This is a genomic window from Clostridium sp. C2-6-12 (assembly GCF_009928485.1).
In the GTDB taxonomy this organism is placed as follows: Bacteria; Bacillota; Clostridia; order Clostridiales; family Clostridiaceae; genus Clostridium.
Map to the genome: position 1 here is coordinate 110,304 of NZ_JAABNP010000004.1, position 22,969 is coordinate 133,272.

General features: G+C 30.0%; 23 protein-coding genes and 1 riboswitch. Of the genes, 3 read left to right on the forward strand and 20 right to left on the reverse strand.

Annotated features, from left to right (window positions below):
- Nucleotides 1-184 precede the first annotated feature (184 nt).
- The 13 genes from GXK56_RS28705 to sdaAB form a co-directional block, all read right to left on the reverse strand.
- The gene (locus GXK56_RS28705) at nucleotides 185-751 is read right to left on the reverse strand and encodes a hypothetical protein (protein WP_347707942.1); all 567 of its coding nucleotides are present in this window, start codon (nucleotides 749-751) and stop codon (nucleotides 185-187) included.
- 175 nt (nucleotides 752-926) lie between these two features.
- A complete protein-coding gene (gene thiE, locus GXK56_RS04905) occupies nucleotides 927-1,559 on the reverse strand; it encodes a thiamine phosphate synthase (protein ID WP_160685731.1) in 633 nt (210 codons plus the stop codon).
- Between the two features lie 94 nt (nucleotides 1,560-1,653).
- Nucleotides 1,654-2,484, reverse strand: coding sequence for a hydroxyethylthiazole kinase (gene thiM / locus GXK56_RS04910; protein WP_160685733.1), 831 nt, complete (start codon nucleotides 2,482-2,484; stop codon nucleotides 1,654-1,656).
- Between the two features lie 187 nt (nucleotides 2,485-2,671).
- Nucleotides 2,672-3,985, reverse strand: a complete 1,314-nt coding sequence (gene thiC / locus GXK56_RS04915; protein WP_160685735.1) for a phosphomethylpyrimidine synthase ThiC — start codon at nucleotides 3,983-3,985, stop codon at nucleotides 2,672-2,674.
- A 144-nt stretch (nucleotides 3,986-4,129) separates the two neighbouring features.
- On the reverse strand, nucleotides 4,130-4,939 hold the full coding sequence (gene thiD / locus GXK56_RS04920) for a bifunctional hydroxymethylpyrimidine kinase/phosphomethylpyrimidine kinase (RefSeq protein WP_160685737.1): 810 nt from the start codon (nucleotides 4,937-4,939) through the stop codon (nucleotides 4,130-4,132).
- A 74-nt stretch (nucleotides 4,940-5,013) separates the two neighbouring features.
- The gene (thiW, locus tag GXK56_RS04925; RefSeq protein WP_160685739.1) at nucleotides 5,014-5,553 is read right to left on the reverse strand and encodes an energy coupling factor transporter S component ThiW; all 540 of its coding nucleotides are present in this window, start codon (nucleotides 5,551-5,553) and stop codon (nucleotides 5,014-5,016) included.
- A 115-nt stretch (nucleotides 5,554-5,668) separates the two neighbouring features.
- Nucleotides 5,669-5,778, reverse strand: a riboswitch (TPP riboswitch).
- A gap of 67 nt (nucleotides 5,779-5,845) precedes the next feature.
- A complete protein-coding gene (locus GXK56_RS04930; protein WP_207710258.1) occupies nucleotides 5,846-6,055 on the reverse strand; it encodes a hypothetical protein in 210 nt (69 codons plus the stop codon).
- Nucleotides 6,056-6,255: 200 nt separating this feature from the next.
- The gene (locus tag GXK56_RS04935) at nucleotides 6,256-8,007 is read right to left on the reverse strand and encodes an FMN-binding protein (RefSeq protein WP_160685743.1); all 1,752 of its coding nucleotides are present in this window, start codon (nucleotides 8,005-8,007) and stop codon (nucleotides 6,256-6,258) included.
- 101 nt (nucleotides 8,008-8,108) lie between these two features.
- The gene (locus GXK56_RS04940; RefSeq protein ID WP_202127831.1) at nucleotides 8,109-9,131 is read right to left on the reverse strand and encodes an FAD:protein FMN transferase; all 1,023 of its coding nucleotides are present in this window, start codon (nucleotides 9,129-9,131) and stop codon (nucleotides 8,109-8,111) included.
- A 305-nt stretch (nucleotides 9,132-9,436) separates the two neighbouring features.
- Nucleotides 9,437-10,969, reverse strand: a complete 1,533-nt coding sequence (locus tag GXK56_RS04945; RefSeq protein WP_160685745.1) for a HAMP domain-containing sensor histidine kinase — start codon at nucleotides 10,967-10,969, stop codon at nucleotides 9,437-9,439.
- Nucleotides 10,966-11,655: a response regulator transcription factor gene (locus GXK56_RS04950; protein ID WP_160685747.1), complete on the reverse strand. Its 690-nt coding sequence runs from the start codon at nucleotides 11,653-11,655 to the stop codon at nucleotides 10,966-10,968. The genes GXK56_RS04945 and GXK56_RS04950 overlap by 4 nt, the downstream gene beginning before the upstream one ends.
- An 81-nt stretch (nucleotides 11,656-11,736) precedes the next feature.
- A complete protein-coding gene (sdaAA, locus tag GXK56_RS04955; RefSeq protein WP_160685749.1) occupies nucleotides 11,737-12,612 on the reverse strand; it encodes an L-serine ammonia-lyase, iron-sulfur-dependent, subunit alpha in 876 nt (291 codons plus the stop codon).
- Nucleotides 12,613-12,755: 143 nt separating this feature from the next.
- Nucleotides 12,756-13,433, reverse strand: a complete 678-nt coding sequence (sdaAB, locus tag GXK56_RS04960) for an L-serine ammonia-lyase, iron-sulfur-dependent subunit beta (RefSeq protein WP_160685751.1) — start codon at nucleotides 13,431-13,433, stop codon at nucleotides 12,756-12,758.
- 316 nt (nucleotides 13,434-13,749) lie between these two features.
- Between sdaAB and GXK56_RS04965 the strand changes: the two genes are divergently transcribed.
- Nucleotides 13,750-14,262, forward strand: a complete 513-nt coding sequence (locus GXK56_RS04965; protein WP_160685753.1) for a hypothetical protein — start codon at nucleotides 13,750-13,752, stop codon at nucleotides 14,260-14,262.
- A gap of 97 nt (nucleotides 14,263-14,359) precedes the next feature.
- Here GXK56_RS04965 and GXK56_RS04970 read toward each other — a convergent pair whose 3' ends face one another.
- The 4 genes from GXK56_RS04970 to GXK56_RS04985 form a co-directional block, all read right to left on the reverse strand.
- Complete coding sequence (locus GXK56_RS04970) at nucleotides 14,360-15,340, reverse strand: hypothetical protein (protein ID WP_160685755.1); 981 nt, start codon at nucleotides 15,338-15,340, stop codon at nucleotides 14,360-14,362.
- A gap of 85 nt (nucleotides 15,341-15,425) precedes the next feature.
- On the reverse strand, nucleotides 15,426-17,198 hold the full coding sequence (locus GXK56_RS04975) for a M56 family metallopeptidase (protein ID WP_160685757.1): 1,773 nt from the start codon (nucleotides 17,196-17,198) through the stop codon (nucleotides 15,426-15,428).
- A gap of 49 nt (nucleotides 17,199-17,247) precedes the next feature.
- On the reverse strand, nucleotides 17,248-17,640 hold the full coding sequence (locus GXK56_RS04980; protein WP_160685759.1) for a BlaI/MecI/CopY family transcriptional regulator: 393 nt from the start codon (nucleotides 17,638-17,640) through the stop codon (nucleotides 17,248-17,250).
- A gap of 198 nt (nucleotides 17,641-17,838) precedes the next feature.
- Complete coding sequence (locus GXK56_RS04985) at nucleotides 17,839-18,513, reverse strand: hypothetical protein (protein WP_160685761.1); 675 nt, start codon at nucleotides 18,511-18,513, stop codon at nucleotides 17,839-17,841.
- A gap of 537 nt (nucleotides 18,514-19,050) precedes the next feature.
- Here GXK56_RS04985 and GXK56_RS04990 point away from each other — a divergent pair.
- The gene (locus GXK56_RS04990; protein WP_160685763.1) at nucleotides 19,051-19,440 is read left to right on the forward strand and encodes a NusG domain II-containing protein; all 390 of its coding nucleotides are present in this window, start codon (nucleotides 19,051-19,053) and stop codon (nucleotides 19,438-19,440) included.
- Between the two features lie 10 nt (nucleotides 19,441-19,450).
- Entirely contained in the window at nucleotides 19,451-20,011 is a 561-nt protein-coding gene (locus tag GXK56_RS04995; protein WP_160685765.1) for a Gx transporter family protein, read from the forward strand.
- A gap of 120 nt (nucleotides 20,012-20,131) precedes the next feature.
- On the opposite strand, the gene GXK56_RS05000 is transcribed toward GXK56_RS04995, so the two are convergent.
- From GXK56_RS05000 to GXK56_RS05010, 3 genes are all read right to left on the reverse strand, one after another.
- Nucleotides 20,132-21,181: an FAD:protein FMN transferase gene (locus GXK56_RS05000; protein WP_160685767.1), complete on the reverse strand. Its 1,050-nt coding sequence runs from the start codon at nucleotides 21,179-21,181 to the stop codon at nucleotides 20,132-20,134.
- A gap of 260 nt (nucleotides 21,182-21,441) precedes the next feature.
- Entirely contained in the window at nucleotides 21,442-22,293 is an 852-nt protein-coding gene (rnfB, locus tag GXK56_RS05005) for an RnfABCDGE type electron transport complex subunit B (protein ID WP_160685769.1), read from the reverse strand.
- A 92-nt stretch (nucleotides 22,294-22,385) separates the two neighbouring features.
- Nucleotides 22,386-22,961, reverse strand: a complete 576-nt coding sequence (locus GXK56_RS05010; protein ID WP_160686036.1) for an RnfABCDGE type electron transport complex subunit A — start codon at nucleotides 22,959-22,961, stop codon at nucleotides 22,386-22,388.
- Nucleotides 22,962-22,969: the final 8 nt, after the last annotated feature.

Sequence of the window (22,969 nt, forward strand, 5' to 3'; positions counted from 1 at the left end):
ACTCATTTATAAATTTTATCAATTATATTTACCTTATTTTAAGATTATTGACTTAATTATAATTATTATACAAACAAACATTCTTATACATTTATATTAAATAACAAAATGAATATAAAGGACGCTAAGCATTTTCTCAAAATACTTGGCGTCCTTATTTTATATTCTTTATTACAGTCCTTTACTAAATCCAAGCTCCACTTGCATCTAAAGTATACCCATCAATTACAGTGTTACTTGCCATAGATCCATTAGAATATAGATAGTACCATTTTCCACCATCTTGTTTCCAACCTGTTTTCATAGCACCACTATTTTCTAAGAAGTACCATAACCCATTTGATTGTAACCATCCTGTTGCCATTGATCCATTATCTCTTAATAGATACCAAGTACCATTATCTTGCTTCCAACCAGTTTGCATAATTCCAGTTGAGTCCATTAAGTACCAAGTTCCATTTATTTGTTTCCAACCAGTAGCAGGTTGTCCATTAATAATGTATTTCCAACCTTGTACACTATTTTGCCAACTTCCTGCTGTTTGTTGATTTAATTTTACTATTGTAAAATTACTGAATTTATTTATTGAGAATTTTATTCCATAAACACCAGTTTCGTATTCTACTATTTCACCCTTTACAAATTCCTTTGTTCCATCGCTGTGTTCAATATATATTCCAAGATCATTTAAAAAGGATTGTCTTGATGTTGAATCAGCTGGAATGTTTATATCTTTTAGTGGTAATGTTATATCTAGTTAGGCACACTCCTTTTTAGGCTTAAAAAATACAAATTATAATTCAAATATTTTTACGCTATTATAGTTAACACTATAATTAGCTTACTAATAATAAAAATATTAGCATAAACAAAGAAAGCTACTGCATAACTTACTTTTAGCTATACAATAGCTTTAGACATAAATATTAATAATTTTCTTTAAATATTTTTTTTAATTCCCTTGCAGCTCCTGAAATATCCTTTTGAGCAATAATAGCAGATACTATTGCAAGTCCATCAATCCCAGTACCCTTAAAATCTTCAACTCTTTCTTTATTAATTCCACCTATTACAACTATAGGTAAAGATACATTTTCTCTTATTTTCTTTAATTCCTCCATTGAAGTTGGATTTGCATCCTTTTTAGTTCCAGTTGCATACATTGCCCCTACTCCTAAATAATCAGCACCATCCTTTTGCCCTTGAATTGCTTCTTCAAGAGTTCCTGCTGAAATTCCAATGATCTTCTCTTCTCCAATGATTTTTCTAACTACTGAAACAGGAAGATCACTTTGGCCTACATGAACTCCTGCTGCATCAACAGCAAGTGCAATATCTAATCTATCATTTATTAATAAAGGTACATTATATTTATCAGTTATTTCTTTCACCTTTACTGCTGTATTGTAAAAATCAAGTGATGAGCAATCTTTTTCTCTTAATTGTATTAAAGTACAGCCACCAATTATTGCTTGTTCTACAGCTTCTTCTAAGGTTTCTGTACTCATTAAATCTCTATCTGTAACTAGATAGATACTATAATCTATTTTAGGCTTCATTGAATTTCCCTCCTCAAATCACATATATTACAAGGCATACTGAAAATACCCCTGTACCAGATATGATTTTCCATATGCCTTAATAAAAATTATATTACACTTCTTTGATCTTAGCCATATTTTCAATTATTTCAGAATTTAAATTACTTATAGCATCTATAATTGCTATATGAAAACTTCCTGTTCCTATTTTCCCTGCTTTTTCGAGTGCTATTTCCCCGGAAATACCCATAGCAGTGATTCCTGAAACTGCTCCTATAAAATAATCTGTTCCTGCACCACAAAATGCTCCTACAAGTGCAGTTGTCATACAGCCTGTTCCTGTAACATTTGCAAGCAGCTTAGTTCCATTTTCAAGTATAGCCAACCTGTTTCCGTCAGATACAATATCAGTTGCACCTGTAATTGCAACAGTACACTTTAGCTTCTCAGCTAAAGTTTTCGCTACATTAATGCCTTCAGTATTTCCGCTTTTAAGATCACTTTCAGATGCATCAACACCTTTAGTTGAAGCTTCTAACCCACTAATAAATTTAATTTCAGACATATTTCCACGCAATACGCTTACTTTAACTTCATCCAATATTCTTTTTGTAGTTTCATTTCTAAATTCAGATGCCCCAGCGCCTACTGGATCAAATATAACTGGAATATTTAACTCATTAGCCTTTTTACCTGATGCTATCATAGATTCAATTGTTCTTTCATTTAAAGTTCCAATATTAATTACAAGTGCAGATGAAATCTTGGTAATGTCTGCTGCTTCCCTTATATCATCTGCCATGATTGGTGAAGCCCCTATTGCAAGTAATATATTTGCACAATCATTAACTGTAACATAATTAGTTATATTATGTACAAGTGGCTTTTTATTTCTAACTTCATTTAATAAATTGCCTATTTTTATAACCATTTCATTTTCCATAATTATATTCATCCTTTCTTTTAATCACATACATCTAGACCAAAGTGGCTATGACACATTTAGTTAATGATGAATTGTGAATAATGAATAATTAAGGTTAAAAATCGAATATTTTTCAATTATTTTTAAAAAGCCACAGACTTTTCTTCCTTAATCATTCACCATTCATCGTTCAATATTAACCGTATTAAGCTTCTTGCTCCAATAATTCAACTTTTTCACCATTTAAAATTCTATTAGTTGTTCTTACTGCGCACATTTTTCCGCACATAGAGCAGCTATGTTGATCTTCTGGTGGTATACTTTCAAAGTATTCTCTAGCTTTCTTACCATCAATAGCAACCTTAAACATTGCTTCCCAATCTAGCTTTTGACGAGCCTCTGCCATAGCATTATCCCTATCTCTTGCACCTGGAAGGCCATTAGCAATGTCTGCTGCATGCGCTGCAATCTTTGATGCTATGATTCCTTCCTTAACATCTGATAAATCTGGAAGTCTTAAATGTTCAGCAGGTGTTACATAACAAAGGAAGTTTGCTCCATGAGTTGCTGCAATTGCTCCACCTATAGCTGAAGTAATGTGATCATATCCTGGTGCAATATCAGTAACTAGTGGTCCTAGTACATAGAATGGTGCACCATGACATAATCTTTTTTCAATCTGCATGTTAGCTGCAATTTCGTTCATAGCCATATGTCCTGGTCCTTCAATCATAACTTGAACATCTTTTTCCCAAGCTCTTTTTGTAAGTAATCCTAATTCTATAAGTTCTGTAATTTGACCTGCATCTGTTGCATCATCAATACAGCCTGGCCTCATTGCATCTCCAAGACTTATTGTCACATCATATTCTCTTAGGATTTCTAATAATTCATCATAATATTCATAAAATGGATTTTCATTACCTGTCATCTCCATCCAAGCAAATAATAGAGATCCTCCTCTAGATACAATATTTAGCTTTCTTTTATCTTCTTTGAATACTGAAATTGTTCTCTTGTTTATTCCAGCATGAATAGTAACAAAGTCAACACCTGCTTTAGCATGAGCTCTAACTACCTCTAAGAAATCCTCTGCCTTTATATTTAAAAGATCTTTTTCAAGATATCCTATTGCATCATACATAGGAACTGTTCCTATCATAGCTGGTGAATATTCAATTAATTTTTCTCTGAATTCTTGAGTTTTACCATAATTACTTAAATCCATTATAGCCTCAGCACCAAATTCAATTGCCATTTTTACTTTTTCCATTTCTCTGCAATAATCAACAGAGTCACCTGAAATCCCTAAATTAACATTTATCTTTGTTTTTAATCCGTCACCAATCCCTTCTGGACTAAGAGATTTATGATTAATATTAGCTGGAATAGCAACCTTACCTTCTGCTACTAGCTTCATTAATTTTTCTTCTGAAATATTTTCTTTCTTAGCTACTATCTTCATTTGTTCAGTAACTATACCTCTTTTAGCTGCTTCCATTTGTGTTTTATAATTCATTTTTTGCTCTCTCCCCACATTTTATTTTTTAACTTAATATTTATTAAATTTCCTAGCCGCGCTACCCCATTCTTTTTCTATGGGTATATATTTTCTTATTGTATTTCGCACTCTTTATATCCCTCTGCATTTACTCATGAATTATTAATCAATTTCCATTCCAGCCTTCTTGTAAAGCTCATAAAAATGATTAGTAGGTCCAACCCCTTTTCCAAGATCAAAACCATGTTCAATAGCAATCGTTATATACCTTTTCCCTTCTCTCACAGCTTCCTCCATAGTCATATTTTTAGCAAGATTAGCTGCTATGGCTGATGATAAAGTACATCCTGTTCCATGAGTGTGAGTTGTATTAATTCTTTCTTGTGGTAACACTATAAATTCCTTACCATCGTACAATAAATCTGTAGCTTCCCCATCTAAGTGACCGCCTTTAACTAAAACAGCCTTTGGTCCAAGTTCTAAAAGTTTTAGGGCTGCTGCTTTCATATCTTCTAAATTTTTAATTTCATTTCCCAAGATTTCTTCTGCTTCAGGTAAATTAGGAGTGATTAATGTTGCTAAGGGAAATAATTCTTTAACTAATGTATCTTTTGCATCCTTTGATAGTAAATTAAATCCACTTTTCGAAATCATAACTGGATCTAGAACTATTTTGGGAAGGTTCTTAACTTTTCTTAAAGCCTTTGATATTGCTTTAATTGATGGAATTTGAGAAACCATTCCTATTTTAACTGCATCAACTCTAATATCTTCAAAAATAGCATCTATCTGACCTTCAATTATTTCTGGATTTATGTCTTGAATTCCAAACACTCCCATTGTATTTTGAACCGTTACAGCTGTAATAACACTCATTCCATAAACTCCATTTGCAGAAAAAGACTTTAAATCTGCTTGAATTCCAGCACCTCCACAAGTATCTGAACCTGCTATAGTTAATGCTCTAAACATAAAATCATCCTCTCATTGATTATCATCTTTAAATTAGTTTTATACTCTTAATAATTTTTAATTCATTCTATACATTAAATTTGATTTGTCTTTTTAGAATCATGACTATCTATTATGGCTTCATTATTTATTAATATCTTTTTTATGACAGGAATTTTTACAAATAAATATGCTATAACAGCCCCTGCACTACAGCTCATTAAAAATGGAACTATATATGCAAAAAGCGCTACTTGTTTTCCTAAAATTAACGCCGCCACTGGATATGCTAGTAAAGCTCCCAATATTCCTGTTCCAATCACTTCACCCAATACAGCTATTACTGGCTTTCTAAATTTTTTATAAAGAATTCCTGCAAGAAACGCGCCTACCATGCTTCCTGGAAATGCTAATAAACTTCCTGTTCCCATAGCATTTCTAATTATTGATGCTGCCAGGGCATTTAAAACTGCATACATTGGCCCAAGTGTTATTGCTCCTACTACATTAACAAAATGTTGTATTGGAGATATTTTGGCTGCTCCTATTGGTATTGAAAAAGTTCCAAAAATTACTGCAATACCAATTAACACTCCACTTAAGGCAATTTTTTGTGCTTTGCTTTTTTCCATCACTTCAATTTTCCTCCTTAAATTTTCTAAAATAACTACAGAACACTAACTTTACAAATATTTTAATTTTTAACGAAAAAAAATGTACTCCAAAAAGGAATACATCAATAAAATACCTATCAATATTAATATACTTCCCTACGTTGGCATTATCCAAATCAGGTTATAAGAGTCAGGAAATCAATTATTCCAATCTCAGCTAAAATATTAGCCCCTCTAGTTATTTTAATTATTAAATTGTCTCTACAAGTTTAAGATTATACTATTAAACATAAAACGTCAAGTATCTATTTCTTTACTTATTTTTGACTAAAACATAATATTTTCCAAATCTTTTAACAGGTTTTATAACTTCAAAACCATTGATAAATTCTTCTATTTCTTGATCTTTGGAAACTTCAATTAAGATTTTTTCTTTCTTGGGCTTTACCCTCTTTTCTGGAATAAATGTTGGTTTATAATTCATATTATTTCTGTTTCTATTCTTGCTTGGCACTTTTATCATACTCCTGTAGTATTATAAATCCTTCAACTATTATATTAACAAGTTCAATAAACGTGCATTAATTATGAATTATTTTAGATATCATCTGCTTTTTAACTGCTGAAATTCTGTATTCTGCTTCTAAGTAAAATATAAATAATAATAGTCACTTTTAAATAAAAACATGTATATTGAAAACCGGCCATCTTATAATAATGTTCTTATTTAGCTTGACTTAATGCATTTGCTACCGCGCTCATTATTCCTTTTGAACTATAGGTAGCACCTGAAACTGTGTCTACTGATGTTGATTGTTTTGAAATTATATTCTTTATTACAGTTCCTGAAGCTCTATTGTAGTATTGAGGAGTATCTCCATTTGACACAGTTTGCACACTTGCAATCTTACCATTTGATACCGTAACAGAAACTGTAGTTGTTCCACCTTTAAACCCTTTTCCGCTTCCTGTATATGTTCCGTCCTTGTAAGCACCTTGATTACTACTTGTTGTGTTTGAACTTGTAGTTCCTTGACTTGCTTTTGGAGTAGCTGCTTGTGTATTTGAAGATGAAGTTGTTTGATTATTTGATGCTGCTGCTTCACTTTTAGCTGTATTGTTGCTAGTTGAAGCTGCACTTGTATTACCTTCACTTGTTTTTGCGCTGTCTGCTGCTTTTTTAGTATCTGCAGCAGCTGGATTCTTTGAATTTTCTGTTGAAGTTGCACTTGAAGCATTTTCTTCTTTTTCTTTACTTACATTAGCTGTATCATTAGATGATGCTGTTGCTTGACTTAAAGCATCTTTAACAGCACTTATGATTCCTTTTGAACTATAAGTAGCTCCTGAAACTGTATCTACTGATGTTGATTGCTTTGAAATTATATTTTGAGTTACACCACTTTCTGCTTTTTCAAAATATGGACGATCATCTCCATATGATAAAGTTTCTATCTTAGTAATTTTCCCGTCAGCTATAGTAACAGAAACCTTTGTTGTTCTACCTTTAAATCCTATTCCTCTTCCTGTGTATGTTCCATCTTTATATTGTGATGTAATGTTTGAAGCTGGATTTTCTATAACATCACTGATAGAAATTTCAGTTTGATTTGAAACCACACCAGAACTTGTTAATGCATCAGCGCCAAAATTTGTTAGTCCATATACTCCAAGCATTGCTGCCATTGCTACTGATCCAGCTAAATTTTGATCTACATCTTGTCCAAATATATTTACATTAGCATTATTTCTTGGGCAAACTTCTGTACACTTTAAGCAGTTTATGCAATCTCCACCACGAACTCCATCTACATTATAAAGGTTTAGTCCCATTGAGCAGTTCATTGTACAAGCTCTACATTTACCACAATCAGCCTTAGGTTTATTAATTTTTACTATTCCAATCTTTGAAATTATAGAAAATACTGCGCCTAAAGGACATAAATATCTACAGAAAAATCTTTCAATAAAAGCAGCACCTATAGTAATTAAAACTAAAAGTGTTAACCCAATAAGTAAACTTGAGAAAATAGTAGAAATATCAGTTATTTGACCAAAAGCATCCCAAGGACTCGTACTTTCTAAAATACTGCTTCCCATTGTCCACGAAATAATTGCAATAAATACCAATACTACATATTTTGCATATTTTAATATGGAGTCAACTTTTTCATTTACTCTAAATCTCGTCTTAAAAACTTTCTTTGATATGAAATATACCAAATCATTATATGCACCAAAAGCACATAACCATCCACAAAACCATCTTCCCATTACTGCTGTTAATAACATTACTGTAATAAATTCAATTAAACTTGGAATTGCTTCAAGAAATTTAAAATTCCCTTGAATAATCATTTGATATACTGTCTTTAATTCACTAAATGTCATTGCATATAATCCTGGTAATGTGAAAAATAAAATTATTTGTATAATATGCCTTAAAATCTGTGATTTATTTATTTTCTTAGCCATCTTAATTACTCCTTTTTAATCCTTAATTGTGGGAAATTCATAAAACCAAAAGTTTTCCCTGGAATTAAATTCAACCATTATATTTATTTTTAAATTTCTCTTTAACTCTTAACTGACTTAAATTCATCATCTGTTAAAGTAAAAATACTTTTATTAATGCCTGAGGTTATGCAAACCTCCTTATCTTCTGTTACAAATATTGCTTCAATGCCTTCTATACTTTCTATAATCTTTAAAGCCTTTTCTATACCTAAAATGTAAACACCTGTTGATAATCCATCTCCATCAATTGAATTATCTGATATTATAGTTGCACTTATAATTTTACTTTTGGATGGATAGCCTGTTTTAGGATCAAGTATATGGTGAAATCTTTGTCCATCTTTCATAAAATATCTTTCATAATTCCCTGAAGTAACCACTGATTTATCTTTAACACTTAATACTCCAAGGTATTCTCCTCTTGGTTTAAATGGATTTTGAATCCCAACTTTCCAAAGACTACCATCTTCTTTGCAGCCAAGAGCAAAAATGTTTCCCCCTAAATCAATCAGTCCACTTTGCACCTTATATTTACGAAAAGTATCCCTAACAACATCAGCTGCAAAGCCTTTTGCTATTCCACCAACATCTAATGCTTGATTTATATTTCTTAACATTATTGTGCAATTACTTTCATCTAAAATTACATCATCACGGTTTACAAGCTTTAGTGCTTCTTCTATTTGTTTTTCTTTTGGAATTATCTCTTTATCAGTACCTATATTCCAAAGCTTTACTAAAGGCCTTATTGTTGGATCAAAAGTCCCCTCTAATATTTTGCTGTATTCTACCGCTTCTTTTACTACAAAATAAGTATCTTTGCTTACAGTTTCTTTAGCCAAACCTGCTTTAGAATTTATTCTTGATATATCACTTTCTTCTTTAAAAGCTGACATTTTATCATCAATATCATTTAACCTATCAACTGCTTCATTTATTGCTTTTTCTGCTTGCTTCCCAAATGCTTTTAAATTTATAAGAGTTCCAAGAACATAACTGCCTTTTATAACTTCAATCTTTTCTTTTTTTCCAGTAATAAATATAAAACATAAAATTAATACTGTTATAATTGCTATTATTATTAATTGGGTAGTTATAGCACCTATAGTAATCCACCTCCTTGAAATACATTCTTTAAATAACTTACATTTTGAATTATAACAACCGAGTCTGAATACAACCTTAACCTAAGCTTAGAATTTGCTGAGAAAATAGAAAAACAAAAAGAACCTAATATTAATAGACCTGTTAAATCCTTAATAATAAGTTCAATTTCTATTTACTCAAATATTTTATTGTTAAATTAACATATTGCATTAATTTTAATACAGAAAGTAAGTATCTATGTTTATTGGTGCATTTTCCTTATACATGTATTAGTATAAAATTACCAAAATAATTTTAAATATACATAAAAGGTGGTTCCAACACCAACTTCACTTTCCACTTTGATCTGACCCTGATTACTATCTAATATAGACTTTACAATTGAAAGTCCTAATCCATAACCGCCCTGTTCTCTTGATCTATGTGATTCTCCTCTGAAAAATCTATCATATATTTTTGAAATATTTTCTTTAGATATTCCTATTCCATTGTCTGAAATCTTTAATACTGCATAATTTTCATTTTCTATTTCTTCAATAATTGTAGCTATTTTAATAATCCCTTCAATTTTATCCGTATGTAAAACTGCATTTTGAGTTAGATTAAATATGACCTGCTTAATTTGATTTCTATTAATATATGCTATTATATTCTCTTGTAAATCCAATTCTAACTTTCTATCCTTAGCAAGAATCTTAAGTTGTGGAAATATTTCTTCTACAATATCCTTTAAATTTTCCTGCTTCATTTCTACAACTGGATTTTGCTCTAATCTGGTTAATACTAAAAGATCATTCACAAGTTTTGTAAGTCTTTCACTTTCAGTCAATATACTATTTAAAGCTAAATCCAATTGCTCTTCATTTTTAGCTGCACCTCTTAAAAGAACTTCAACAAAGCCATGAATTGATGTTAAAGGTGTTCTCAGTTCGTGAGAAGCATCAGATACAAATCTCCTCATCTTTTCCTTTATTATTTGTTCTTTTTCAAACGAAGTTTCTATTCTTTCAAGCATTATATTAAAGGCTTTTGCTAATCTATTAATTTCAAGCTGCCCATTTTCTGAATCTAATCTTGTATGCAAATCTGTTACACTTATTCCTTCAACGGTATTTGATATATCATCAAGAGGAACTAAAGTACGTTTAATAATTGTAGCAGCAACTATAGTTCCAACTATAAGTATTAAAATGGAAATACTTGTGTGCATATATACTTCACGATTTAATATTTCCTCAATATCCTTAATTGAAGTGCTAATTTGAATTAATCCTGAAGGCGAATTTAAAGGACCAATTTTTCTCCATACAGCCAACTGCATATCACCATTTGAATCTTTTACACTTTTAAAGTCTCTTTCTAGGTTTCCTTCTTCACTGCAAAGTTCAATATAATCTTCTTGGTATCTAATTGGAACTGGTATTTCTTTTATTTTTCTTTCATGTTCTTCTTTAGAATCATCATCTCCATCTTTATCATCTTTAGGTGTTTCTGAATTACATCTTTTCCCTACTACCTCTCCATTGTTGTTTATTATAGCTACGCTCATGGTTTTATCCCATAAGTTTTTCAGAATTTCTTTTGAAGCATCTTCTGTTATATTATCCGCATTTTCTTTAGCTAATGCTTCCATATCTAAATTATGAAATCTTTCCTGCAATACCTGCACTTTAGTTTTATACAAATATTCTCTCATGCTTATATATTGAAAAATTCCCATGACAGCTAATAAAATAAATAGTATCATAATAAAGCGAAACAATAACTGCCACTTTAAACTCTTAATTGTAAATTTATCTATTAACTTTTTCATTGTGCCACCATCTTGTATCCAACACCACGGACAGTTTTTATAATATTATGCTCCTTATCATCAAGCTTATCTCTTAAGTATCTTATGTATACCTCAACGATATTTTCTTCTCCATTAAAATCATATCCCCAAACTTTTTCAAGTATTAAAGATTTACTTAGTACAGTTCCATTATTAATTAATAAAAACTTTAATAAGTTATATTGTGTTGGTGGTAAATCTATTAATTTTCCACCATAAGTAAATTCATGTGCACCATCATCAATAGTAAAATCACCAATGTTTATAACTTGATTTAACTCTGGAAAACTGTTTCTTATCCTTGCATTAATACGCGCTAAAAGTTCTTTAAAACTAAAAGGCTTAGCCATATAGTCATCAGCTCCAGTATTTAAGCCTCTAACTTTATCATCTACATCATCTCTTGCTGTAAGCATTATTACTGAAGTTTTTATTAATCTTTTAATTCTAGTGCAAACCTCATATCCATCCATTCCTGGAAGCATAATATCTAATATTATTATATGAGGATTCACTTTTTGAGCTACCTCAATTGCTTCATTTCCATCAAAAGCTGAATATACCACATATCCTTCAGCTTCCAAGCCCATCTTAACAAAATCAACTATACTCTTTTCATCATCTACTACAAGAATTGTAATTTGTTCCTTTACTATTGAATTCATTTTTGCCCCTCACTATCTAAATAATACAATATATACTACATCAAATTAACTATTAATCATTTATATATAATTCTTCAATTTCTATTTTCCAAATACCTGTTCCTTAAGTCTTAAGCCCTCTTTTGTTGTTGCTACACCACCTAAAGCAGTTTCTCTAAGTGCTACTGGCAGACATTTTCCTACTTTATACATTGCACACACTGTATCATCAAATGGAATTTTAGATGCTACTCCTGCCATTACCATATCAGCAGCACAAAGAGCAGTTATTGCCCCTTGAGCATTTCTCTTAGCACAAGGTATTTCAACAAGTCCTGCAACAGGATCACACACAAGTCCCAAAACATTTTTAAGTATTATCGCTGCTGCATTTAAACTCATTTCAGGAGTTCCTCCCATCATTTCAACAACAGCAGCTGCTCCCATTGCTGATGCTGATCCGCATTCTGCCTGACAGCCACCTTCTGCTCCTGATAAGGTTGCATTTAATCCAATAATTATACCAACTGCTGAAGCTGCTAACAATCCTTTTAAAAGTCCGTCTTCATCCAATTCCAGCTTCTTACCTGCTGCTAAAATAACTGCTGGTAATATACCACAGGAACCAGCAGTTGGACATGCAACTATTTTGCCCATAGAAGCATTTACTTCTGAAGAAGAAAGTGCCATTGCCATTGCTAAATTTGTTACATCTCCTGTTAAGGTCTTTCCCTTTTTAACATAATTATGTAGTTTATAAGCATCTCCACCTATAAGACCACTAACAGAATAAACTTCCTTTTCCATACCTTCATTAGCTGCTGAAATCATAACCTTTAAAATACTTCTCATTTTTTCTATAACTTCATCTCGTGTTAAACCTTTTTCTTCTACTTCACATCTTATTGCATATTCACTTAAAGAAATATTATGTTTTTCACATATTTCTAGTAATTCCGCTCCACTCTTTGCCAACATAAATAATTATTCCACCTTCCTTACTTTTTAAATAGTTTTAAGTTTTTAATTGCAGAAAAGTTCCGCATTATTGTATAACTACTCTTTTTATATGCGAGAAGTTCCATATTGTCGCATAGTCACTCTTTATATAAGTGCAACTCTTAACTGATTTTAGCCGGGCTTATAGAAATCACATTATAAACCAATTCCAGCTTTTTAATTTTTTCTATTATTTCGTCATTTACCTTATTATCCATTTCAAAAATCATCGTAGCCTCGTGACCTTTATGATTTCTAAACACTCTCATAAAAGCCACATTTATATTTTCACTATAAAGAATACTTGTCACACTATTAATAACACCTGGCGCATCTTTTTGAGTTACTATCAAAGTTTCATATATTCCAATAAAATCCACTTCATTTCCATTAACTTCTATGACTTGAATGCTCCCACCACCAATAGAAGATCCCATGACTTCACAATAATTATTATTTACCGTTCTCATAATAAATTTTACTGTATTAGGATGAACATCTCCTAAATCAGCTTCTTTAAATAAAAATTTTATATTTCTTTCTTTGGCAATATCTAGAGAATTCCTTAATCTTTCATCACTTGGTTCCATCCCAAGTATTCCTGCTACTAAAGCTCTATCTGTTCCATGTCCTCTATATGTTTTAGCAAAAGAACCATGGAGCATAAATGTCACCTCTTCTATATCTTCTCCTGCTATGCTTCTTGCAATCTTCCCAAGTCTTGCTGCACCTGCTGTATGTGAACTTGATGGTCCTATCATAATAGGTCCTAAAATATCAAAAACTCCTATTCCTTTCATTGCTACTCCTCTTTCTTATCAAATGAAAATATATTATTAGTTTGCTTATTTTATATATATTAAAACATATCATTAGATAATTTAATATATATAATTACAAAATAATCTAACGTATTTTTTATATATTTTAATTTTTTATATGAATTAGTATTATTTATTTTGTAAAATAAGAATCTTTTAAAAATATAACTTAAATTTCCAAATAAATAAACGATAATATAAGTAAATAAATTTTTATTTAATTATAAATATAAAAAAATATTTATATAAGATTTTATTAAATATATATCAAATATTATTCTCAGGAGGTGAGAAAATGAGTTTATCCATTGACAATACTTTTTTAGGAAATCCTTATACTTCAGGTATAACAGCAGATTATAAGTCTAATAATAAGACTACTCAAGAATTTCAGATTGAAAGTAAAAGTACACAAAAAAGTGAAAATACACAAAATGCAGAAGATAGCAGCGAAGATGAAAAGAAAGTACAAAAGAAAATGCAAATTACTTCTGAAATAGAAGGTCAATATTATTGTACTTATTTAGTTGATGAAGAAGGGCAAAAAACAAAAATAAGCCAAGTTCCTATTGCTAAAGCTGGAATTCAAAACAGTTTAGAAAGTCCAATTCAATCTCCAGATACATCATCACCTTCTAATTATAATTTGCTTAAAGATGCTCATATTTCCTTTGAGCTAAAACAACAGCTAAGCATTGAGAGCACTCATAAACAAAACGTAAGAGATATGATGGATTTAATAAACGGCAAAAATAATTCAAATGATATTCTTGGAACTCTAAAATCCATTAGACATTTAGTTATGTAAATATTAAGTAAAAATACTTCGTCAAATAATCTTCTAAATATAATAATAGCTTCTTACTATTTTAGTAAGAAGCTATTATTATATTGGATCTTAAATATTATGGATTTAATGTTTTTTGTATAAAGTTAATTTTAGTCCAAGCCCCGTCTTCACCAAGGGTACATTCAACTCCATCAACATTTATAGTTGTATTTTTTTGCATTATTCCATTATTATTAAAATAATACATATCCCCTTTAAATTCTTGCCAACCAGTTACCTTTTCATTCATTTCATTATAGTAATACCAATTATCTCCTTCTTTTTTCCACGATTTGCTTTCTACCTTATATGCATCTGTATTTTTATGCGCATTTTCAGCAGTCGTTAAATCTACAATTTTATCATCAGCATATGCACCTACTTCGTTTAGTTTATATCCATCTATTATAGTATCTTTAAGTCTCAGTCCTGTCTGTTTGTCCAGATAACACCATCTATGGTTATAAGCTATCCACCCTGTAAGCCTTTTTCCAGTTTTATCTTGAAAATATGAATTTTGAGCTGCTTCATCATATACCCATTCTCCATTAGTAGATGCTACATTGGCTGTTGCTCCTTCTATTAAATCATTTTCCCCACTTACTGTTGCTAATGCTCCGTTTTGATTCGCTGCACCATTCTCATCTAACATGATTTTATTACCATTTGAAATTATAGTTGTGTTTTTAAGCATAACTCCATTTTTATCTTTAAAATACCACTTTTTATCTTCTTTAAGTATCCAAAGGCCTTCAGTATCTCCTATTTTAGCTGTATTTGACGTTACACTATTTTTATCCTGAATCCATGCTCCATCTGCATCTAAATGATACTCTTTAAGCTTCGAAACCACTACTCCATCTTTTACCATAACTCCATTTGTTTCATCAAAGTAATACCACTTTCCGTCAATTTGTCGCCAGCCTCTTGCCTTTGAACCATCTTCATTAATATAATATTTATTTTCTCCTTCTTGTTTCCATTCAGCATTAGCTGCTATTGGTAATAATGTTAAGAAAGTTGCAGATGTTATTACGCTTAATATTCCTTTTTTCAAAATGCTTTTCATCCTAATTCTTCTTCCTTTTCAATTTAATCTATTTTGCATAAGCTGCCCGTAAATATATTTTTCTCAATGGAAATTATTTATTTTTCCAATATTTCAAAATACCATCTTCACCAATTTTATATTCTTTACCATCATCAGTAATAGTTACATTTTTTTGCATAACACCATCTTCATTATAATAGTGCCAATCTCCTTGATCATTTACCCATCCTGTTGTACGCTTATTATGATTTTGAATTTTATTGTTCAAGCTCTTCACTTCATTTTCACTTGATTTTTTATTATCTTCACTGTTGTTGATAGCTATATTTTTATTTTCATTAATTTGATTATTTAATGCTTCTCTACTATTATTTATTTGAGATTGATCAATATTTTTTTCTTGCTTCTGCTCTATTTCCTTTTCACCTAATGTTTTATTTATAAGCTTTTCTGCTTCCTGATTTTTATTACTTACTGGCAATTTATCTACTGAATGATTTGTATTATTATTTTCAAATTCTTTAATCCAAACACCATTTCCATCAAATTTATATTTCTTACCCTCAAGAACTAATTCTTTATTCTTTACCATGACACCATTAATGTAATAATACCATTTATCATTATCCAATATCCATCCATTGTTATTGCTTGATAAATTAGCGTTTCCTTCATTTTCTGAGTTGACTACTTCTGATTCATCTTTATTGTTACTTGTAACTCCAATATCATTATTTTCAATTACTGCTTCCATCTGTGGCATCTGTATAATATTTTCAGCATCTAAAGCCTTGACTGCCAAATTATTACTAAGTATTATTATTGTTGCAGCCACACATGCCATGACCGCTTTTAATGTCATTCTATAAGAGCCTTTTTTAAATTCTTTTATCATTCCTATTCTATCTTTAATTTGATTATTAGTTTCAAAAAAGACCGGTACTTGATAATAATTTTTTCTATTTAAAAGCATTCTTGAAAGCTTTAAAAGAGTCATTCCATATTCAATACCTTCTTCCTCCTTAAGAAGTTCAAGAACACTTGCATCACAGGCATATTCCCTATATAGTTTTGCTTTTTTTACTGCAAGCCATACTAGTGGATTAAACCAATGTAATATCAACACCATTATTCCTAAAAAATTACAAATCAAATCTTTTCTTTTATAATGCATTAATTCATGTAAAAATATGTGTTCAAGCTGATTATTATCCTTTATATCTAAAACATATTTAGGAATATAAATTTTAGGTTTTATGACACCTAATATACACGGACTCTTAAAGCCATCATATACATATACAGGAATCCTTGATTTTATATTTATTTTATTCCTACATTCTTTTATTAATGAAACAATCTCTGAAGATGCTTTATTCACTAATAACTTGGTTGTTCTTCTCAAATTAAATATAAATTTTAATAGCGTTAAACCAACAATTGCTGCTCCTATAGTCCATATAAGAGAAGCTATTTTTAAAATATTTGAAATTAAATTTTTTATATCAGTATCTTGAATTTTATCATTTTTAGTATAATCTTCATTAATATTATAATTATAATCCACATATTCATTATGAGTGACTTGAGGAAGGTTACCCACTTCATAAATATCATTTTTTTTATTTTGCTCTTGAACTGAATTTCCATATTTCTCATATAAAATACTTATTATATTTGTATTCGTTTCAGTAACAACTGGTATAAGAAGCTTAATTAGTACTAAAATCCACAGTGCATTTTTAACTCTAATACTAATGTTATTACGAAATATTTTTAATATAAAAACCACTAATATTATAAAAATACTTGCTGATAAAGAAGCTTGTAAAAAACTCAAAAAAATTCTTTCTAATATTTCCATAAAAATAACCTCTCTGAAAGTGCATTAAAATTTATTTAAACAATATTGATTACTTTTTATTTAAATTTTTTTCTTTTTTCTCTTTAAGAAGATTTTCTAATTCTTCAATTTCATCAATAGACAAGTTATCGTCTTCTAAAAACTTACTAAAGAGTATGTTTAAAGCCCCATTGTATACTTTATTTAAAAAGAAATTATTTTCAGACTTTATACACTCATCTTCCGATACTAATGGATAATAGTTATAAACTCTCCCCGTTTTTTCAAAACCTATTGCTTCTTTTTTAATAAGTCTTGTTATAAAAGTTTTTATAGTTTGAGTTGACCAATTATTTTCTTCTGCTAATGATGCTATAATTTTTTCTGAAGTTAATGGATTTGCTTTCCATAAAAGTTTCATTACTTCCCACTCTGCTTCAGATATCTTTGGAAGTTCCTTCATTTATAATGCCCCTTTCACTTTTGGTTTACATCTGTAAATATCCATTTTTAGTTTATCTCCATGAATTTTGTTTGTCAATGCATTAATTACCAAAATTAAACTTATTTGTACGCGATATACTCAAGTATAGTTAAAAACAGCCTAATACTATTAATATTTAGTAAAAAGCTGTTTAATTTCATTTACCTACTTTTAATATTATTTGCTTGTGCAAACCCCATTACTTCCGAACGTATAGTTTTTATCATCAATTTTTATAGTTGTATTTTGTTGCATAACTCCATTTTGATCTAAATAATACCACTTACCATCTTCATTGAGCCATCCTTTAGTGTATGAACTTTCTCCATTCTTTTTATAATACCATTTACCACTATTATTTATCCAAAGGCCATTCAATTTATATGAACTTGATCCTGCATCCGCTTCCCCATCAATCCATGCACCGTCTGCTCCAAGCTTATACTCTTTACCACCAGACATTACAGTTGTATTTCTTAACATAGTTCCGGATTTATCATAAAAATACCACTTGCCTCCATCACGTTTCCATGTTCCTTCAGTATTATTTGAATAACTTGTACTTGCTGACACATATTTTTTTCCTTCAGTCCATACTCCATCTGCTCCTAATACATATCCACCATCTATTGTCGTATTTTTTTGCATAACTCCATTATCATTAAAATAATACCAATTTCCATTTTGATCTTGCATCCATCCTGTTATATATGTTCCATTTTCATTATTGAAATAATATTTATTTCCATCCTTCTCTTTCCATTCAGCATTAGCTGATATTGGTAACACTCCTATTAATGCTGTAGCTGCTAATGCAAATACTAATGTTTTCTTTATAAAAATATTTCTCATCCTTATTCTTCCTTTCTCAAATTAAAAATAAATCTACAATCGTAAACCACACATTAAGTTTACAACTGTAGATTTATTTTGTCAATACTTAACAATTAAATATTAAGTTAGAATTTAAGATTTTTTCTTAATATATTTTCTACTAATTCATGATTAAAATATCAACAATTCAAAAGAAATCCTTACTTTTCTACCCCTGACGACACTAAAATATTTTCTAAAGAAATAGATACTATTAAAGGGTTAAAGATATTTATAAACAGCTTTGTTAACTTCTTTTCTCTGTAATTCTAATTTAATCTTGGCTTTTTATATTTAGAATTTTAAGTAATCTACATAATAGAAATAATAAAATAAATTTATATTTGTATATGTGGATTATTTTTTCACTTATTTATTGCCCATAATTTTATCTAATGATAATATTTACTTATATACAAGATACATATTATCATTAAACGTCTTAAATCAAATTACAAGCTTTAGATTTTTTATAATTACCTAAATTCAAAAGCTGAAATTAAAGAAGGAACTATTATGTTTAAAAAGTGGGATATAATTATAATCATTTTACTAATCTGCTTATCTTTTATTCCTGAACTAGTTTTTGGGGTAATAATGGGACACAATTATAATGGAACTTATGCTGAAATAACGCTAGATGGTAAGCTTTATAAGAAAGTTCTCCTATCAGAGCATAGAGGTGAAGAAGAAATAGAAGTAAAAACAGACTACGGATATAATACAATTGAACTTAAAGATGATTCTATTAGAATAGTAGATTCAGACTGTCCTGATAAAATTTGTGTAAAATCCGGCTTTATATCAAAACCAGGAGATCTTTTAGTATGTCTTCCACATAAGTTAATGGTTGAAATTAAAAGCAATAATAATGAAAAAGATACTGATATTATACCAGTACATTGAGGTGAATCCGATGAGTAAAACATTTAGAATAGTTTTTATAGGTCTTTTGGTATCACAAGCTTTAGCTCTCTATGCTGTTGAAAGTATGATTCCAGTGCCCTTCATTGCACCTGGTGCAAAGCTTGGACTCGCAAATTTAATTACTGTTGTAGCATTGTACACATTGAAAAGTAAAAAAGATGTTTTTTTAGTAATATTACTAAGACTTTTACTTGCAACTATGATCGGTGGCACACTATCAACTTTCATATATAGCGTTGCTGGTGCAATTCTTAGTTATTTAGCAATGGTATTAGTCAAAGGATCATTAAAAGATAAAGTTAGTATAATCGGCGTAAGTTCTGCTGGTGCTTTCTTTCATAATGTTGGTCAGTTAATTGTGGCTTCTGCTATGGTTGAAAATATTGCTATAATGCTTTATCTTCCTATTTTATCTCTAACGGGTATATCTACTGGAATTTTCATTGGAATCACTTCAAATTTTATAGTTAGACATCTTTCTAAACTACATTATTTTAGCAATTTAAATATAAGTGAATATAATTTGGAACATGAACAAAACAAGGTGTAGTTAACATAAATTTTATGTTAGCTACACCTTATATAATTTTGTTTAAGATTTCTAATCTTTAATATTCCTTGCAATTGTAGAAAGGGGAATTATTCTAAATTTATTATTTAAATAACCTCTCTAATTTGCAAATTTAAAATCCTTATGTAAATTTGTAACTCTATCTTTAAATCCATTTGAAGTATAAACTTTATAATCTGAAGTTGTAATTTCACATGATACCTTTGGCATATTATTAATTAACTTTAAGCCTTTTTCTGGTCCAAGTGTAAAAACTGTAGTAGTAAGAAGATCTGCTATCATACCATTGTCATCAAATTCTCCATTTATTACTATAGTATCACTCATAACTCCATTATCTACTGGATACCCAGTTTTAGGATCTATAATATGATGATATCTTTTATTGTCCTTTATAAAACATCTTTCGTAATCTCCAGAAGTAGATAAAGATTCATTTGTCATCTTTATTATTCCTAAATATTCATTAGGATCTTCATTTCTAGGATGTTTAATTCCAACTGCCCAATCCTTATTTTCTTTATTTTTTCCAACCGCATAAATTGAACTTGAACCTAAATTAATAAGTCCATTTTCAATTTTATATTTCTTATAGATTTTTAATACTTCATCAACTGCAAATCCTTTAGCCACTCCGCCTAAATCTATTGCCATGCCTTCCTTTTGAAGCATAATACTGCTGTCATTTTCGTTAATGCTAATTTTATCATATCCAACTAGCAGAAGCTTTCCTTTAATTTCTTCATCAGATGGAAGTCTTTCATTGTCTGTACCTATTCCCCATAAATTTATTATTGGTCCTAATGTAATATCAAAAGCTCCCTCACTTAATTTAGAATATTCCACTGAGGTTTTTACCATTTTTAAAATTTCCGGATGAACTTTTACATAACCTTTCCCTGAAGCTTCATTTATTTTATAAACATCACTTGTATTAATGTTTGTACTTGCCATTTCATTAATTTCATCTAATTTTTTAAAACTTTCCTCAACCGCTTCTTTTGAATTTTCTCCATAAGCATTTAAAGTCACGGCTGTATCCATTACTATATTGCTTTTTTCATAGAACTTACCTTTGTTATTTGTGCAAGAAACACAAAACATACCACTTAAAATTACTCCTATTAGTGGATATATAATCTTTTTCATATATGTACTCCAATCTCTTATTTTATATTGATGCTATACAAAAATACATCAGAAAAATCTTATCTTTAATTATTAACTAACTTTATAATATTAACAATACAATTTACTAGTTGCTTTATTAATATAAATTATATAAAATTTCAACTTAAATTTCATTAATTCACAAGCTACTTTTACATAAAATTAGACTCAAACTAATTCTAATTAGCATGAGCCTAATTTTTATAAGAATTAAGATTACAAGCTTAATTTTTTATTTATTAAACAGTAGCTTTTAAATTAACTGTATTTCCATTTGTTTGTCCTTGGATAGCAAGATTAATTGCTCCTGTTGGACATTTAGCTATACAGGTTACTTCACTACATTTTTCCATGCAGATCTTATGATCAACTACTGCAAGATTATTTTTAATTTCAATAGCACCATATGAACAGTTTTTTGCACAAATACCGCAGCCTATACATGCTGCTGTACATAATTTCCTTGCTATTGCTCCTTTATCCTTAGAATTACAATCTACTTTTATCTTTGCATTGGTTGGTATCATTTGAATAACGCTCTTTGGACACGCTATCTCACAAGCTCCACAGCCAGTACATCTTTTTTTATTAACAACTGGAAGTCCATTTTCTCCCATAGACATAGCTCCAAAATTACAAACTTCCACACAGTTTCCAAAACCTACACAACCATTTTTACAGCCTTTAGGTCCGCCTTGAACCATACTTGCTGCTTTACAATCTTTTACACCTTTATAATTATAGCTTAAAACAGCTTTGTCCCCTGTTCCTCTACATCTAACATGAGCTATTCTTGGTTCTACCTTTTCTGCTGCTTTTCCTGTAAGCTCTGCTACTAATTTTGCCACAGCTTCCTTACCAGGTACACATAAATTAGGTGCAACATCAGGATTTAAAACTACAGCTTCTGCATAATTAGCACAGCCTGCAAAACCACATGCTCCACATTGACCTTTAGGAAGCACCTCTTCAACTTCATGTATAAGCGGATTTACTTCCATGGCAAACTTTTTATTTGCTACTGCAAGAATAAATCCAAAAACAATTCCAACTGCTCCCATTACTACAACAACCATTATAGCAGTACTCATATATCAATTCATCTCCTTAATCTTTATCAATAAAGGGGTCAGACCCTTGTATAAATTTACCAAAAGCACAATTTTATCAATGGTAAATTAACTTATATCATTCCTGAGAACCCAAGAAATGCAAGAGATAACATTCCTGCTAAAATAAATGCTATTCCAGTTCCCTGTAATGCCTTAGGAACATCTGCATTCACCAGCTTCTCTCTTAAACTTGCCATGAGTATTAATGCAAGAGCAAAGCCTATACCCGAACCTATTGCAAACACTATACTTTCCACAAATGAATAATTTGATTCAACACTTAATGTTGGAACAGATAATACTATACAGTTTGTAGCTATTAAAAGAAGATAGATTCCCCACATATTATATAAAGCAGGCACTTGTTTCTTTATTATTAATTCTAACAACTGTACAAAACTTGCTATAAGTATTACAAATACAATTGTTGTTAAAAAAGTTAGACCATATGGCAATAATACAAAATGATATACTATATATGCAAGAATTGAGCTAAGGGTTATAACTGACGTAACCGCCATTCCCATTCCTATAGATGCATCTAAACTTTTTGATACACCAAAAAATATACATAAACCTAAAAATTTTGTTAATACAAAGTTATTTACAAGTACTGCACCTATAAATAGTGCAAAGTATTCCTTCATTACAGTCA